The organism is Chryseobacterium sp. POL2 (genome assembly GCF_011058315.1).
Taxonomy (GTDB): domain Bacteria; phylum Bacteroidota; class Bacteroidia; order Flavobacteriales; family Weeksellaceae; genus Soonwooa.
On sequence record NZ_CP049298.1, the window covers coordinates 1,765,185 to 1,781,597 of the forward strand.

Genomic DNA, 16,413 nt, shown 5'->3' on the forward strand with positions numbered 1-16,413 from the left:
TTAAAAATTAATATGTTTACTCAAGACTTTTATTCCAAAAAATATATTTGCCTCTTATTGGCATTGCTTCCTTTATTAGGTTTTAGCCAGAAAAAATTCACTGTTATACTAGACGCGGGCCATGGTGGATCCGACATTGGTGCTAACAGAAGTTATAGCGATCTTGGTATTGTTCGAGAAAAAGATGTCACTTTGGGTGTGGTTCTCAAACTTGGGAAAATGCTCGAAAAAAATAGAGATTTCAAAGTAATCTACACTCGAAAGATTGATGAATATCCTTCGTTAACATCCAGAACCGATCTTGCCAATAGAAACAAAGCAGACTTTTTCATCTCTGTACACGTCAACTCCTCGCCAGGAAGCAGCATCACCACGCAAGGCACCGAGACCTTTGTACAAGGGCCTAACCAAAACAAAGCCAATCTGGAAGTGGCTAAAGCGGAAAACGAAGTAATCTTCCTAGACGAAAATGATAAGCAAAACTTCGCCAACTACGATCCGAGATCTCCAGAATCTTTAATTGCTTTAAAAATTCAGCAAAGCAAATATCTTGAAGCCAGCCAATGGTTTGGTGGTTTGGTAGAGGAAAACTTTGTAAAAAAAGACAAACGCTATTCGCGCGGTGTAAAACAAGCCGACTTACACGTCCTTCGTAAAAATGCCATGCCTTCTGTACTTATAGAAACAGGCTTTGTAAACAACTACGAAGACGCCAAATACCTATCATCAGAAAAAGGCCAACAAGAAGTTGCGGAAAGCATTTACAACGCATTGCTAGATTATAGAAAGGCGCTGAGTGGTGGTTTTGCAGTGCGAGAACCAGATCCTGTAAAGCCTGCAGAAGTGCCTATGAAAAATGATTTTAGAATTTTGTTAATGAGCACACCGAGCCGTTATAACGATAATGATCCTGCTCTTAAAGGTCTTAATTATATTTTACCGATTAAAGAAAATAATGTTTACAAATATTATTATGCCGTGACCAATCTGCCTTCGGTGAGAGATAACAATCTTAAAACGGCTAAAGATGCTGGCTTTAGAAATGCAATGGCGATCAGTTTCTTACCAAATCAAACATTAGGATTCGGATACTACACGTTGGAAGTTGCGGTATCTAACGACAAATTAAAAAGCGATTCTCCTATTTTAAAAACCTTGAAAGATGTCGAAAGAACCAAAGAAAAAGGAATTTTCTACTACACTTATGGAAAATTCAAAACCTTGGAAGACGCCGTCACTGCACAAAAAGACATTGAGAATAAAGGTATTAAGAATAGCATCATTCAAAAAGTATTAAAATAATTAAAAAAGATTTGCAAGGATTAAAAAAAGTATCTACTTTTGCAACCACAAAAAACTAATGGCCTATTCGTCTAGTGGTTAGGACTCAAGATTTTCATTCTTGCAACAGGGGTTCGATTCCCCTATAGGCTACCAAAAATTAATTTTAAAAAAATCTGCAAAAGATTTTGAAGTTTAAAAAAAATTCATATCTTTGCACCCAAGTTTTAGGAAATTATGGCAAATCATAAATCAGCTCTGAAGAGAATCAGACAGAACGAAAAAAGAAAATTAAGAAACAGATACTATCACAAGACTGCTAGAACAGCGATGAAAGTATTACGTAATGAAACTGAAAAGTCTGTAGCTACTGAACAATTACCAACAGTAATTTCTTTGTTAGATAAATTGGTTAAGAAAAACATTATCCACAAAAACAAAGCTGCTAACTTAAAAAGCAAATTGACAAAACACGTTAACAAATTAGCGTAAGACAATAAAATGGCCCGTTCGTCTATCGGTTAGGACCTCAGATTTTCATTCTGGTAAGAGGGGTTCGATTCCCCTACGGGCTACTACACACGCTGTAAATCAGTGATTTACGCATAGCGGGGACTAAAACAGGGACTTCAAGTCCCTGTTTTTTTATTATCTCTTTCTTCCATATTGTTGTATTTCTATTTTTTGTACATTTTCATTTTCAAAATTTTTATCAATTACTCTGATAATATTCGTCTTAAATAATTGTGAATTCTCCACCATTCTCTCCTCTAAATAACCCCTACTCTCATTAATTTTCAACTGCATTTCCTTCTCCTCCCTATACTTCTCAACCAATCCCTCCCGAACATTAGGCAAATCCTCCAACCTTTTATCCAATTCAGCAATCTTATCTTCAGTAATTTTTGTCTGCTGTTCAATCTCCGTCACATTCACGCCTTTTTGAGAAAGAATATCAATTTCCTCTTGGACTTTCTCCTTTGTCAAATCAATCGTTTTTTGATAAAATGGAAGCTGGTTTTTCCAGTATTCGGCATTGTCGCCCTCTTCCTTGGAATAGCCTAAGATTCGGTTGTAGTTATGTTGCGCTTTAGTTACTTCTTCCTGAATTTTAATAAAACTGTCATATTTTCGAAGCACAAAAGCAGAATCAGCCAAAAATTTATTTTTTTCGGTTTCAATTTGCTTTTTCATCAGTTCAATTTCTATATTCGCTCTGGTTTCGGGATTCGTGATGATGGCGGTTTTCATTTCCTGCGTGCTGATGTCAGAAATATCTAAAACATCGGCTCCCTTCTTCATTGCCTCCAAGTATCTTGCCTGTTTGGATTGCAATTTTTGAAGCATAAAGACATCAATGCTGTCATTGGTCAACATAAAGTTGATTCTTACATTTTCGTTCCTATTTCCTTGTCGCCAAGCACGACCTTCCACTTGCCGTAGAGAGGTAAAGTTGTACGGAAGAGAAAGCATGTAAATATCCGTCGTATTTTCCTGAAGGTTCATTCCTTCCTGAATCGCCTCGCTTCCGATGACCACCTTTATTTTTCTGGAATTGAAATCGTCCTGAATCTTTAAACGGTTTGGTTTGCTGGTTGCTCCGGTGATGACTCCGACTTCTTCCGGTTTGTAGCCGACCTCCCGTACCAAATATTCCCTTAGTTTCGGAAATTCCGAAACAGCTAATTCAGAGTAGATAATCTGTCCCGAATCCGGAATGTCGTTTTTGTTCTGCCGAATCAAATCCATCGTTTGTTTTAGTTTCGGAGAATCCTCTATAAACTCTTCTAAAGACGGTTCTTCTCCTTCATAATAGGGAGAAAGATATGGTGAAATCGCAATCAAACGGGCATTAAGGATATGCGTAAGAATTGCCCCTTTTTGGGTTTCGGTAAAGTTTTCATTGAGCATTTCGTATTGCTCACTCGTTAAATAGTTCTGCTCAATCTTATATTCCTTGTTGATTCGGTTGGGCCGCACCAATTCGGGATTGTCTTCTTCGCCTTTGATATCAATAAATTCAGATAAAAGTTGCTGAAACAGCGAATTGTTTTTAAAACGTCGAACATTCGCCTTGAATTTCACATCACCTTTTGCGTCAATCTCCATGTCGTTGTCTGCCTCCATAAAGGTTTCAAAGAAGGTATTCACATTGAAGTAGCCCGATTCTTCTAATCTCTTGTTCGCAATCAAGGAGAGAATAGAATAATATTCCAGTGGTTTATTGGTAAATGGCGTTGCAGAAAGCAAGGTAACATTTCTACCGTCGTTCTTTTCTTGGATGTATTGCGCAGCCATCCAAGTATTGATACCCAACTTTGAAGTCTGCTGGTTTTGATTTCTAAAGTCTGAAGCAAATCTGCGGTCTTCTATTCTTACTTTTCCTACGATATGGTTCGCGTTGTGGACTTCGTCATAAGTCAGATGGTCAAAACCAAAGTCTTCCCAATCGTAAATCTTGCCACGCTTCATTTTACCCACCAGTTCTTTTTCTTTTTCCAGTTCTTTCTGAAAATCCCTTTCGCTGATGGTGTTTACACTTCTTAATTCATTTTCTGAAATATAGGAGAACTTGGAAGCCAGATTTTGGGTAATATTTTCAGAAAAACCGATATTGTTAAAACCCTCGTAAGTGACGATGGTGATTTCCCCATCCTTGTTGTCGAATTTTGAGAGGTCGAAGTCTTTTCCGAGATTTCCCAAGACATTCACTTTGGCTTCGGGAATGGTTTCAAAAATGGTTTCCACCCACTGTTTCAGAATGCTGTCATTGGGAACGACAATCAGCGGTCTTTTCGCATTTCCTCTTTCCATCGCTTCGTGCATGGACAGGATTCCAGACAATGTTTTTCCAAATCCCACTTCATGTGCAAGTAATCCGACACCTTTCGTGGTCTGCCTTCCGATTCCGGCTTTCTGAACTTCAGTTAATCTAAGTTCTCGACCTTTAAAATTCAAATGGATTTTTGAAAACAAAGGAAACTTTGAATAGTCCGGAACATAGATGTTGTTGTAGTTTCGGTTAAAATCATTGACAAAACGCTTCCTTAAAGCGTCCGACAATTCTTCCCTCAAAAATTTTTGAAACAAGTCGTTGGCGGCGACTTTTCGTCTTTCGCGAACCAAGGCATTCCGTTCCTTGTCGCTTCCGGTAACGTTTTCGTTGTCTACAAAACTTCTTACTTCCCAAGATGAAGAACCTGCAAATGCCTCACTGGAAAGCGTTCCGACAAAATCCTTGAATTTTTCTGCAAGATTATAGGGAACCGTTACAGTTTCCGTCTGTCTTGTGTTTTGATTCCAGCGTTCCTTTTCTATGGTTCCCAAATCAAACTGGTGGACAAATTCATGATTCGGACTGATTGAGATTTCGTCTAAAGTTTTTGGTTTTGGAAGAACATTGAGGAGTAAATCCTTTTGTTTCTCATATTGATTTTCTGTTCCGCCAACCGAGAACCTGTCCTTAAAGTCTATTTCCAGTTGTTCTAATTTGGCGTAGATATTCCCTTCGGCGTAATAAAAATCGTGAACCCAATTTCCGTCCATATAGTTGGCAAATTGGTAGTGCTTACCGTGATTGTTTAATGTGCCGTCGTAGGAAGTGTCCCGAAATGCCTCAATCTGTTCTTTAGTAATATCGGTACTGTTCTGAAGCGAGGCATTCACAATTTCATCGGCTTTGAAAAATTGGTATTTTAAAACCCCTTTCTTGATTTCCGGTTTGGTCTGAATTCGATATTCCGCATTTTTCTCTTTGTGGGACTGGATAATTTTATCCGCTTTACGATGAATTTCATCAATTTGGTCTTTCGAAAAATTTGGGGGATTATCAAAAATTTGGGTTTGGAGTTTGAAATACTTCTCAATCTCCTTTTCAATTGCGGGAGATTTGAATTTTACTTCATTAAGTCTGGAAAGAACTTGCTCAATTTTATCTTTCGTTTCTGCAAGGTCAATTTCTTCTGTTTTAGCGGGAATGGTGTTTTCTAAAGTTTTGCTTTTTGATTCTCCTTTAGGTTGATCAACCTCCAAAAACAAATCTTCAAAGAGGTTTCCAATTCTTTCGGTCTGCTTTTTATTTTTGAGTTGCTCAATCCTAGATAAGGCGTCCTCTAAATTTCCATAGACATAGTTTTCCAACCTCCCAAAACGGTTGGTTTTCTCTCGGGTTTCCCCTAAAATCCTGTCGGGATGTTTTTCAAAATAATTGGAAATATCTGTAGAAATTTTCTGGGAATTTTTTTGCAGAATAATAATGTCCGTTCCTACCTGAGTTCCGGCAAAAGCACCATTCGGCAGACGAAAACCTTCCAAAATATCTGCATTTTTTAGTTGGGCTTGTCGGTTCAACCAACCCGAAGGAAGCACCATTGCCAAAACTCCATTGGGTTTAAGAGAATCTAAAGACCTTTTGACAAAATAGTCCTCGTATTTGGAGATTTTGGGTTCTTCTCCCAAACCTTTGTATAATCCGCGATGGTCGCCGTAGGGTGGATTACCGATAACCAAATCGTATTTTTCGGCAAATTCCTTCTTGTTGCCTTTCTCTTCGATAAACTCGGTTTCAAAGGAGCGGAGATGGATGTGGGCTTCGGGATGAAGGATTTTCGCAATCTTTGCGGTGGTTTCGTTGATTTCAAAGGCAGTGATATTGGACTTGATTCCCAATTCTTTCACTGCATACAGAAAATTTCCCGTTCCAACGCTGGGTTCCAATACCGAAATTTCCTGCCTGTTCTTAAACTGGTCTTTGATTAAATTTCTGACGGCATCTACAATCCTTGAATCGGTGTAGTATTCATCCAAAATACCCCTGCCTTCTTTAGCTGTTCCGCCACTTTTGAATTGATGACAGATCTCTTTTAAATCCTCGGTAATGTTAAGACTTTCCTTGAGTTTAACTTGCTTATCGCTGGAAACAAAACAAGCTGCGGAAACAACTTCCGCAACTTGTTCATTGGTCAGTTTTTGACCTTTATATTTTGAAATAAGAACCCCTAATGCCTCATTGTTTTGAGTAGATGTTTTTACTATTTCTGCTATTCTATTGGATACATTTCTCCCGGATACGATTCCGCCCAAGGAATGTTCTGCTCCCTCATTTTTTGCAGCATTTTGCGGTTGTGTTCCGTCAACGGGTCCTCGCTCTGGTTTTCCGACCAGATGCTTCCAGATTGTGTCTTCAAGTCCATTTCCAGTATGGTTGCCGTCCACAGCTTGTCCTCCAAAGTGATTTCCGTTTTGCTTGGGTTTGCTTGTTTGGTTAGATTCTCCAGAATTTCGTTGAGAAAGTTCGGCTCCCAAGTGCTGAGTGTCGGAAATTCCTTCGGATTGAGTTCCATCGTCTTCATTTCTTATCGTTTTTTGTTCAACTAAAGTAGTATTTTTCTCTTGAACTTGGAGTTTATTTTTTAAATATTCTTCCAGGTTTTGGTTCCCATTTTCAGAAATTCCATACAGCAGGCGGATGTCCTTGATATTTTTATTTTGAAATTCATTGAGGATTTTTTGTGTAGACCTATTTCCGTCATCATCACCGGTTAGACACAGAAATATCTTTCCGTCGTAGTTTTTAAACCGTTCGACAAAGCTTCCAGTATTTTCATTATAATTGAGTGTTACAAGGGTTCTGCCGTTGTTTTGATTGTTTAGTTTCAAAAGTTCCAAAAACGAATCTTTGTCGTTATCGCTGTTAAAGACAATCAGTTCGTTTTTAGTTCCCTCAATAATGGAAATTTCTGAACTAGAATGATTTAAATAGGATGTCTCACTCACTTTTTCTGTTTTTTACGAAGTGGTTGAACTCAAAAATGTCTTTCGCCGTGTCGTCCCAGTTTTTTCTTGGAAGCAGTTGCAGGCTTACAAAGATGTCGGTCTTTTTATTGTAGGAATCGATGCGCTCCAATCTTCCGCCATAATCCTTTTCGGCGTGTCTGTAGAGGGAATACGGCAGAATCGTGTCTGTCGGATAGATGTAGAAACGGGTATAGTTCCAAGGCGAATTGATTTCGAAGCGTCTGTATTTTTTCTTGAATAACACCGTGTCGGAGAGTTTCCGCCTGTTATTATAGTTCGGAATCATTTCTTTTGAGAATATGGCGCCGTCCTTCTTGTTCCAAACCAATGCGGGTTTTTGTTTTTCAAGAATATCGGAAAGTATGATGTTGCCGTTTTCAGCATCCAATGGATAGCAGAAAGAATCTCTCACGAGATAGGCATTTTGATTCATTTCGGGAAAGGTGTGGTTTGGAACCAGTTCGATAATTTGGTTTTCCGAATAACTCATTTTCGAGATGTGGAAACTCTGCATCTTGTCCAATCCTCTGGAGGCATCAAAATAGACATTGGTAATGAGGTCGATTCCGCCTTTTTCGGATTTGATTTCCTTGTGGCAGGAATTTAGGATAAATACTGAAACGAAAACTAAAAATATGGATTTGATGTTCATAATGATTACATTTTAAAAAAAGCGGCAAATCAAAATTTGACTTACCGCCTTCGGATAATAGTCAGGTATTATTTATTATCGTTTGATGCTCTGTTCCTTCACATGGGCTTTCTCCTGTTTTTCTTCATTTTCCATTCCCTGCAAAGGTTTGTTGGTGTTGATGCGGTTCATGTCGTTGTCGTAAAGGTTCAGGTTCTTGTATTGCGGATTGAGCACTGCTTTTCCTTCCACCACCTTGTCGTCCATTTCAAATTTCACTTTCACCACATTTCCTTTTTCAAGTGACTTGATGGTGTTATCCCTGTATTCCGGCTTTTCGAAAACGAGGTTGGCTTTTTCCACGATTTTGTCGGTATCGACACCGTAGTTTTTGTAGAAATTCTGGAACATATAGTTTCCTTTCTCCGTCTTTGGCTCCTCAAAGTTGAACTGCACGAAGGCGGTTTCCGACTGGTCGCTTTTGGGGTTGTGGAACTCGATTTTCACGCTCCGTCCCTCCAAAAGATTTACGGCTTCTTTTGCGGTAAAGGTATTTTCTCTGTTTACCGAAAAATTGTGGGTGATTTCTTCGCCTTTCTCGTTCTTCAATTTGGCGTCGTAAGAGTTGAGGAAAACACCACCCGTTTCCGTCTTGTTGAATTTCAAGGCAAAATCAACCTTGTTTCCGGGCAGTGCCTTGTCCGAGGAAGTTTTGATTTCGAATTGCTGGTTTTTGGACTTGATGCCTTTTTCCAATTCTTTGTGAAGTTTTTCGTCTTCGCCGAAACCGAGGTATTTAAGCTGATTTTTTAGATAATCTACCTGGTTGAATTCTTTTTGTGTTTCCATAATGTTTGGGGTTTGATTGTTAAAATATTCTTTGTTTTTATTGAGGTGTTGTGTTAAGTCATCTCCGTTCATTTTGGCGTAATCTTTTATAGAAGGCTCTCCAATGATGTCGTCTATCGAAAATCCTGACCTTGTGGCATCCATTTCTTCTTTAAATCTCGAATGAAAATTACTTTGGCTGAATAAATTGCTCCGTTTTTTCTCATCGGGAAGAAAAAGACTTTTAAGGGAATCGATGATTTTTTCTGTTTCCTCATTTCCCTCGTAGGTAAGCAGTTCTCCGCCAACGAATAGCAAAACATGGTCTTCCGGCTTTCGATACAGCTGGATTTTTGAGGCAATCTGGCTGTAGTTCACTTTGTCGTCTTCCGTCAAGGAGATTTCAAATTCGTGCTTGGTATGACCTTCGGAATCGTCAATAAACAGTTTGACGTAATCCTTTTGTGGTGGTTCTTCCATATTTCTAAAATTTTTAGAGTAACTATTATTTAGGTTGTTTTCCGATACGCCGACAATGGGTTCCGCATTCAGATGGTTCTTGCTGAATTTGTCCAAAAGGTGGTCATAGACGTTGATTTTGGTCTTTTCGTAAAGGGAGTGGTAGTTTCCGCTTTCCAATAAAATCGCATCCAAAGCCGTGAACCCCATCAGTTCGAGTTTGTCGCGGTATTCCTTGTACATCTGCTCGTTTACATTGTTTCCATAAAGGATGACACCCGTTCCGGCGTGAATCGTCATCAGTTCGGTCAGTTTCTCGAACTGTCGATGCTGCGGAAGAATGAATTTCCCAACGATGTCGTTCGCATTGTTCAGGATGATGGCTTCCGTCTTGTCGGACAGTCCAAACTTTTGGCTTGAAATGTAGGCGGCGGAATCTTCGGGACTGTTGATTTTGAACGGCTGATAATTGGCGGCAAAAATCTGCTTGTTAAAGGAAAAGGTGCTGACTTTTCCCTGCTGTTGATTTTGCTCGGAAAGTTCCAGAACACGGTCGCTTCCCAAATCTCCGTTGAATACCAAATATTTCCCCGAACGCAGATTGATGACGATGCCGTCTTCCACCTTTATTCCTGTATGGTCGAAAATTTCGTGCAGTCTTTGCAACATGAGTCGGTCATGTTTGCTCGAAATCAGTTGTCCGCTCGGATGGTTGTGGACGAGCGTGATGCTTTCGGGCTGCATTTTGAAGACGTTTCCCGTCAACAACCGTAAATCCACAACGGTGGAAGTAATTCCGCCTGTCGAAAGATGTTGAACGAGATAACTGTCGTCCTTGAATTTGTAGAGTGCAAAGGTGTGTTCCACCGCCTCGTCTTCAAGCGCACGGAAAAGCCAAGCCACATCGTTCACATCAGAAATTTTGGTTCCCGCCATGAATGAAAGACTTTTGTTTTCCGAAAACTGCCGCTCTACGAGCGCAAAGTCATTGGCGTAACCTTGATTGTCCTTTTCCCGTAGGATGGCGGAATTTGGGTCAGCATCATTTCTCCCACTGAAGAGTTTGTACGGTAATATTTCGCCCGCCGACGTTTTGAGATATTGCGTATCCTCGTCCGTCGGAAATTGGAAATTCGTGTTCGGTCCATATTTGCTCTGGTAATTGATCGTTTCTGTTTCCATCTTTTCAAAAATTTATCTGCGGAATCCACGGCGTTTTTCCTGTTCCTGTTCGATTTCCTGTTCGATTTCTTCTTCCTGCTCTTCCCGGTTTCTGTTCGCGTCTTCGTACCTATCCCTGTCATTGACGTTCAGGTCAATTTCGGAATTGCCACCTTTTGAAATCTGCTTCTCATCGGGTGAGATGCTGTTTACGGTGTTGATTTCTCTGGAAACGATGTTCAAGTCGTTGGAAATTTCCTTGGCGATTTCGGGATATTGGTCGATTTTATCCATCAGGAAATTTTTCAGTTTCTGAAGTTCGTTTTTGTAGCGGTTCATTTCCGCGACATCCTTCTTGTCGGCAATGATTGCGGTGAGTTCGGTGGCATTTTTAATGAGGTCGAACTCGGCGACGATGTTGTTTTCCTTGTCGTAGATGAATGCCTTTTTTTCAAGCGAAAGTTTCTTCTCATTTTTGTTTGAAAGGTCTTGAATAGTGGAATACTCAATTCCATCCTTGCTGTTTCTGAGGATTTCGGAGATGCTTTTATCCCGCTCCAGAAAGATGACTTTCAGTCGGGTGTTGTTTTCCGTGAGTTGGAAAGTTGCCCTGTTTTTGTCGTTGTCTGCGACAATCGTGTAGCCCTGCAGAAATTTTTGGATGTCGTCCGCTTTCAGTTTTTTTGAAAATGACAAATCTTCATTGATGATTCCGAACTTTTTAAGTTCTTCGGTAGGTAGGTTTTCAGTTTGCATAGTAGGTTGCTATTAAATTGTTTGCTTTGTTTAGGTCGTTTAAGAAATGGTAGGGATTGATGCTTTGTCCAAACTCCTTTACTGCAAAATGCAGGTGCGGTCCGGTAGAGTTCCCTGTGTTTCCACTTTTCCCGATGATGAAGCCCGCCCTGACTTTTTCTCCGACTTTGTAGTAGATTTCGGAGAGGTGGAGATAGGAGGTTTCAAATCGGTTGAAATGTTTGATTTTGATGTAGTTTCCACCGCCTTTGGAATCCCAACCTGCTTCGGTAATGATTCCATCAAGCACGGCGTGAACATCTTCGTAGTTGGCTTTGAGGTCAATTCCGTTGTGCATTTTTGCAGTGCCGAAAATTGGATGCATCCTTGTTCCGTAAGGCGAAGTCACGCTAATTCTATTGCGCAAAGGCATTGAGATATTTTTCCGTAAACCTTCAAAGGTGGTTTCAAAATCCTTTTCCTGCTTTTTTTCGGGTTGAAAATTTTGCATCAGTTCAAATAGTGAATCTTTCATCTTTTTGTAGTCCACGTTACTTTGATTGTTTCCATTATGGTAGTTTTTAAGCATCGTCTTTAGAGAGTCGATTTGACTCGTTAACATCTTCATTGAACTTTCGGTTTCGTTTTTCAGTTCCGATTTTGGGGTGATGTTGAAGATTTCTTTCCACGATTTTTTCTCCTTTTTTTGGTTGGAATTCTCCTCTTTTGGGGTTTCCATAATTTTAAAGTCTTCCGTTTTGTGTGGTTTTGTCGGCATCAGCGTATTGAATTGAGCCATGGAATAACCGCCTGTTAAAAGGAGAATTGTTAATGTTATTATTGTCGTTCTATTTTTCATTTTTAGTAAATTCATTTACGATTAATTCAACCTCCTTATTGATTTTTCTGAAGTTGGTCATCAGGACATCGTTTTTCCTATTGTTTCCCATTTTGTCGACAAATGAGTAATAGGAAGGCATTTTCACATAGTTGTGTTCTTCCTGTTTGATGGCCTTCATATCCAAATTGATTTTGCCGTTCATCGCCGAAGTTTTGTATTCCTCGGTGTCGTTTTCCTCGCCCTGAGCAATCATTCCGACCATTTCGCCAGTTTTGAGCGTCGCAATTTTTCCTGCAGGAATCATAAAGTCCATTTTCTCGTTGATGCTGGTCGTCGTTCCTTGTTGGGAGATGGATTGGGAATAGGATTTTTGCTTGATTTTTCCGAACAGTTTCTCCAGCCATTCCAGAGTATTTTTGTCCCTTGCGGAACCTGAAAGGATATTTCCAACAATGGCGGAAATGGTGTCGGCAACTTCTTTTTTGTAAAACTGTCGGAGTTGTGGGATTTCCTGAAGTCCCAATAAGACCGCCACTTTGTTGCTCCTTGCGGTCGCCACCACGTTGTCGATTTTATGTATGTAGATGGTGGGAAACTCGTCAGCAATAATTCCTCCCGGCAAATTGTGTTTGGAGTTGATGAGTCGTAAAGTCCTGTTTAAAACCGATGAATAAAGGGCGGAATTGATGTCCTGCGTTCCTGGATCGGATGCCAAAATCAGGATGGAAGGATTCTCCCTGTTCGTAATTTTTAGTTCCACTTCGTCGCCCGAAAACACCCAGAAACTTTCCTTGGTCGCCAATCGTGAGAGAAATATCTTCAAGGTTCCGACCTGTCCCTCCAACTGGTCAAATGCCTTGTTTTCATACGCCGTCTTAAAGGGAGAAAGCAGTGAGAATATTTCCTCGTTGGTAAAAAGTGTGTCAAAAATCTCCTTGTAACTTCGGTTCATAAAGGACAGGATATGTGGTAAATCCGAATATTTTCCGTCCTCGTAGGTGGCAAAAAAGTAGATACTCGACGAAAGAAAGTTGATGGCAGATTGGGTGAAAAAAGCATCGGAGCCGCCTCCCGAACTTGAACCTCCCTTTTGGAGCGACGATACCATTGACTCCGCCATTTCCTGTGCTTCCGCCAAGGTTTGGATGTATTCTTTTTTCAATGGATTTACCCTTTTGGATTTTTCTACCTCGTTCAGATTGATGACATGAAAATCGTATTCATACCCTGAATCTTTGCTTTTCTTCAACAGATAATGGTAGTAGGCAATCTGCGCCAAATCGGGAAACTTGAAATCGTAAATACACAGGCAGAAGCCTTTCGCTATCATTTGCCTGATTGCGGGATTGATGATTCCGAAAGACTTTCCACTTCCAGGCGTTCCAATCACCATCGTCCCACGAAATGGATTGATATTGACCCATCCCTTGTTGATTTTTTTACTGTATCTGAAGAGATATGGGATATTGATCGAGGTGTCCGTTTCTACCAGTTCCTGATTTTGGGCAAAACTTTCTTCCTCTACATTCCATCGGTCTTTTCCCATTTTTTGTTGCATGAGTTTTGAGATGGCGTCTGCTCCCATTTGAAGGATTACTGCACCCAAAAAAGACAATACGGCATAGATGACCTGATAAAGATTCAGTGCAGGAAAAATTTTAGGGAGTTTGGAGTTTCCTGCCTCGTTTTGCCAAACGAGTGAAGAAAAAATCATCAACAAGCCCAATATCATGGGGATTACGATTTCCGTGGCGATGTTCAAATCCTTTTTCTTCTTCGCCTTTGTCCCGACAGCAACCAATCCAATCAGAATCAGGGTCGCAAACTTTGCGTTGATGGGTGGGTAAAAGAAACTCATCTTCGAGAAATTTTTCAATAGATTTGAAACTATAGGAATATCTGCATCGAGGTAGAAAAGCGACGCACAATCCAATGCCACGACCGCATAAACCGCCTTCTGAAGGAATCCGTAAATCTTAATTTGGTGTTGTTGTTCCTGCATTACTTCCTATAAATTGTAGTTTTTTAAAAACTCTTTCTCTTTTTCCTCAATACGGTCTTTACCATAAATCTTCACTGCAATCTCCTTATACCACGCTTTCAGATAAGCCATTTTTATAATTTCCTTTTCTATTTCCTTCTTTGCTTTTCTGAGACGGAATAAAAAAAATATGGATATGCAAGAAGCGATGAAAGCGATGAACGCCAGGAGAAGGACAATAATTAATTCTGTTGGTAATGGGTTCATAACTAAAATGTATCTGCTTTTAAAATATCTGAATAATTCACCTTCATCTCGATGGTTCTTCCCGAGAGTTGTTCCTCAATCAGGCGGATCATCATCACCTTGCTGTTCGGAAAAGTGAATTTTTTGAAGACATAGATGTTTCTGAAATTTTTCCTGAAATGTTTCGGGGCGTAAAGTCTAAAAATCGGTGTCATCTCGATGCTTTGATTGTTGGTCGCCTTGTAGATTTTTTTGTCCTCGATGGAAAATTTTAGGTCTTCGATATCGTAACTCAGGTTCGAGCTGTTTTTGAAGGTCATATCGAGAAAGATGTAGTCGCTGATAACGTACACATTGTTGAGCTGCATACTGAGTTTAAGGTCTTTTTGCTCCCTGATTGGATTTTCTTCCGTCTTCTTCTGGATGATGTCCATCGCAAACTTGGTCAGCTCCAAGTTGGAAAAACGGGTTTTGTCCAGTTCAATCGGCTGCATCTCTTCTGGCTGGATATGGATGTTGGTCACGGTGTTTTTATTTTCCGAATTTCTGTAAATAGCCTTATATTGGGCAATAAAAGACTGACCTACAACGGTTATTATTCCTATTTTGTCGCCATTCAATAAAGAGGTGGTTTTTGCCTTTTCCTTTGGGTCGACGTTGGTAGGAGCATCCGTGATCTTGATTCTCGCGATATTGATGTTCGGTAGATCACCCGTGAGTTTTTGGGTGGACAAATCCACATATTGGATGGGTTCCGGTGAGATGATGTGCAGGTTGACGCCCTCCGTAATCACTAGTTCGGGCAATTCCGAAATGACTTGTTCCTTGGTTGCGGTTTGGGCAATAAAAAGGTTGGATATAAGGAATAATAGGATATTGATTGCTGTTTTCATTTTTATTTCTTTTGTTGGTTTTGTGAGTCTTTAAGCTGTTTTTCGTCGATGAGAAATACATAGGAGTTGTATTTCAGTTTGGCTTTGTTGGTTTTAATGAGGTTGGCTATGGATTTGGAGGTGGAAGTGAACAATTTTGAGCCGATGCTCGTGAAAAATCCCTGTCCGCCCATATCCATCTGTGTTCCCTGTACGGAGTTGCTCCCCATTTCCCGAATCATGTCCCTGAAGACGCTTTCCGGAACATAAAGTCCCTTCAAACCGTCGATATCATAGATGGAAAGGTTGACGGGAAGAATTTCTCCCTTGGTAAATACCGAGACAATCTTGAGGTCAACCCGCTGCATGGAAAATCCCGAGATTTGCCCGTAAAGGATGGAGCCTTTCTCAATTTTTCTGTTGCCGACGAAGATGTCTTCCAATAATCGGAACCGGATTCTGCTTCCCAGAAATCCCTTGTTGTTTTCATCAATGACGGCTTTGATAAAACTGTTCTCATTTTCCCTGTAGAAGGCATTGAACTCGCTGTTGATTCCCGACTTGCCGACATTGAAGGTGGAATTGAGGAACTCGTCCATCTTTTCCTTGTTTGCCTTGAGTTTCTGTTCCGCCAAGAGTTTGGCTTGGTATTCGGGATCCCTCGCTTTTTCTAGGGAATCCATGACGAGCATCTGCTGTTTCAGATATTTTACGGGGTCTTGCTGTGCATTTTGATTACTAGATTTTTGATTTTCTGAAAGTTGCTCATTTTCCTGTTTCCCATTGGACTTGTCGTTCAGCATTCGGATGATTTCAGAAGACCTCTTGAAATCCTTGTCCTCATTTTGCTGTTTTGGATTGTAATAGGAAGAGTTGCCTCCTTTTGACGCCTGCTGATTTTGTCTGCTGGAGACCGCCTTCAGTGAATCGATCTTTCTTTTCTGGTCCAAAGACAACTGGTCTTCATAACTGAGCAGACTGTCCTCTTCCTTGTCCAATCCTCCGAGCATCGTCCTGTTGTCGTCCTTCTTGAAAAAGGCGTCGTAGGCATCGTTCTTCGTCATGATGGAGTCCCGTGTTTCTCCCAGAGACAGGGAAAGTTCTTTCGGCTTGTCCTTTTTAGAGGTGTCCTCTTTGGTAAATTGGGCACCTACATACACAAAGAGCAGCAGGAACGGCAATGCCAGAAGGGGCATCACATATTTTTTTTCCTTAAAGTTGATTTTCTTAATGTCCATGTTGCAGTTCTTGGTATTGGTTGTACAAATATTCTATTCTCAGGCTGTCTTCTTTTTGGAGTTCTTTTCGGTCCCTTTTCATTTTTAAAATTTTGAGTTCATTAACTATTTTCTCCATTTCTTTCTCTTGGTTTTTATTAATTTGCTGGGTCGTGTTGCTTTTGGAATAGAGGTTTGGGGGCTTGATTTTAAATGTCGACTGGCTCGGAAAGAAAATTCCCTGTATCAGCGATCCGATAAAAGACACGGAGAGAAAAACCATCGAATGGGTGAAAAACTTCTTCGGATTTTTTGCCGCCCATTCCAATCCCTTTTTTGCGGTTTGTTTTAGAAAATTTTTCATC

General features: G+C 40.3%; 11 protein-coding genes and 2 tRNA genes. 4 read left to right on the top strand and 9 right to left on the bottom strand.

Translation table 11 applies throughout. The features are described from left to right. Nucleotides 1–6 precede the first annotated feature (6 nt). The 4 genes from G6R40_RS08175 (at nt 7) to G6R40_RS08190 (ending at nt 1,856) form a co-directional block, all read left to right on the top strand. Nucleotides 7–1,302, top strand: coding sequence for an N-acetylmuramoyl-L-alanine amidase family protein (locus G6R40_RS08175; protein WP_410497359.1), 1,296 nt, complete (start codon nt 7–9; stop codon nt 1,300–1,302). A gap of 60 nt (nt 1,303–1,362) precedes the next feature. Beyond that, nucleotides 1,363–1,437: transfer RNA gene (locus tag G6R40_RS08180), tRNA-Glu, on the top strand. Nucleotides 1,438–1,518: 81 nt separating this feature from the next. Beyond that, on the top strand, nt 1,519–1,773 hold the full coding sequence (gene rpsT, locus G6R40_RS08185; RefSeq protein ID WP_165133973.1) for a 30S ribosomal protein S20: 255 nt from the start codon (nt 1,519–1,521) through the stop codon (nt 1,771–1,773). A gap of 11 nt (nt 1,774–1,784) precedes the next feature. Then, nucleotides 1,785–1,856, top strand: a tRNA-Glu gene (locus G6R40_RS08190). Nucleotides 1,857–1,929: 73 nt separating this feature from the next. On the opposite strand, the gene G6R40_RS08195 is transcribed toward G6R40_RS08190, so the two are convergent. The 9 genes from G6R40_RS08195 to G6R40_RS08235 form a co-directional block, all read right to left on the bottom strand. Continuing rightward, nucleotides 1,930–7,056, bottom strand: a complete 5,127-nt coding sequence (locus G6R40_RS08195; RefSeq protein ID WP_165133976.1) for an Eco57I restriction-modification methylase domain-containing protein — start codon at nt 7,054–7,056, stop codon at nt 1,930–1,932. Continuing rightward, nucleotides 7,049–7,729, bottom strand: a complete 681-nt coding sequence (locus tag G6R40_RS08200; RefSeq protein WP_024565606.1) for a hypothetical protein — start codon at nt 7,727–7,729, stop codon at nt 7,049–7,051. The genes G6R40_RS08195 and G6R40_RS08200 overlap by 8 nt, the downstream gene beginning before the upstream one ends. Nucleotides 7,730–7,804: 75 nt before the next feature. Continuing rightward, nucleotides 7,805–10,177, bottom strand: a complete 2,373-nt coding sequence (locus G6R40_RS08205; RefSeq protein ID WP_024565605.1) for a JAB domain-containing protein — start codon at nt 10,175–10,177, stop codon at nt 7,805–7,807. 12 nt (nt 10,178–10,189) lie between these two features. Then, on the bottom strand, nt 10,190–10,912 hold the full coding sequence (locus G6R40_RS08210; RefSeq protein ID WP_024565604.1) for a hypothetical protein: 723 nt from the start codon (nt 10,910–10,912) through the stop codon (nt 10,190–10,192). Then, on the bottom strand, nt 10,902–11,750 hold the full coding sequence (locus G6R40_RS08215) for a M23 family metallopeptidase (protein WP_024565603.1): 849 nt from the start codon (nt 11,748–11,750) through the stop codon (nt 10,902–10,904). The genes G6R40_RS08210 and G6R40_RS08215 overlap by 11 nt, the downstream gene beginning before the upstream one ends. Next, entirely contained in the window at nt 11,740–13,734 is a 1,995-nt protein-coding gene (locus tag G6R40_RS08220; RefSeq protein WP_024565602.1) for a type IV secretion system DNA-binding domain-containing protein, read from the bottom strand. The genes G6R40_RS08215 and G6R40_RS08220 overlap by 11 nt, the downstream gene beginning before the upstream one ends. Nucleotides 13,735–13,982: 248 nt before the next feature. Next, complete coding sequence (locus tag G6R40_RS08225; RefSeq protein ID WP_024565600.1) at nt 13,983–14,852, bottom strand: DUF4138 domain-containing protein; 870 nt, start codon at nt 14,850–14,852, stop codon at nt 13,983–13,985. Nucleotides 14,853–14,854: 2 nt separating this feature from the next. After that, nucleotides 14,855–16,063 carry a conjugative transposon protein TraM gene (gene traM, locus G6R40_RS08230; protein WP_024565599.1) on the bottom strand — a complete coding sequence of 403 codons (1,209 nt, stop codon included), beginning with the start codon at nt 16,061–16,063 and terminating at the stop codon, nt 14,855–14,857. Further along, the gene (locus G6R40_RS08235) at nt 16,059–16,412 is read right to left on the bottom strand and encodes a hypothetical protein (RefSeq protein WP_024565598.1); all 354 of its coding nucleotides are present in this window, start codon (nt 16,410–16,412) and stop codon (nt 16,059–16,061) included. The genes traM and G6R40_RS08235 overlap by 5 nt, the downstream gene beginning before the upstream one ends. Nucleotide 16,413 lies beyond the last annotated feature (1 nt).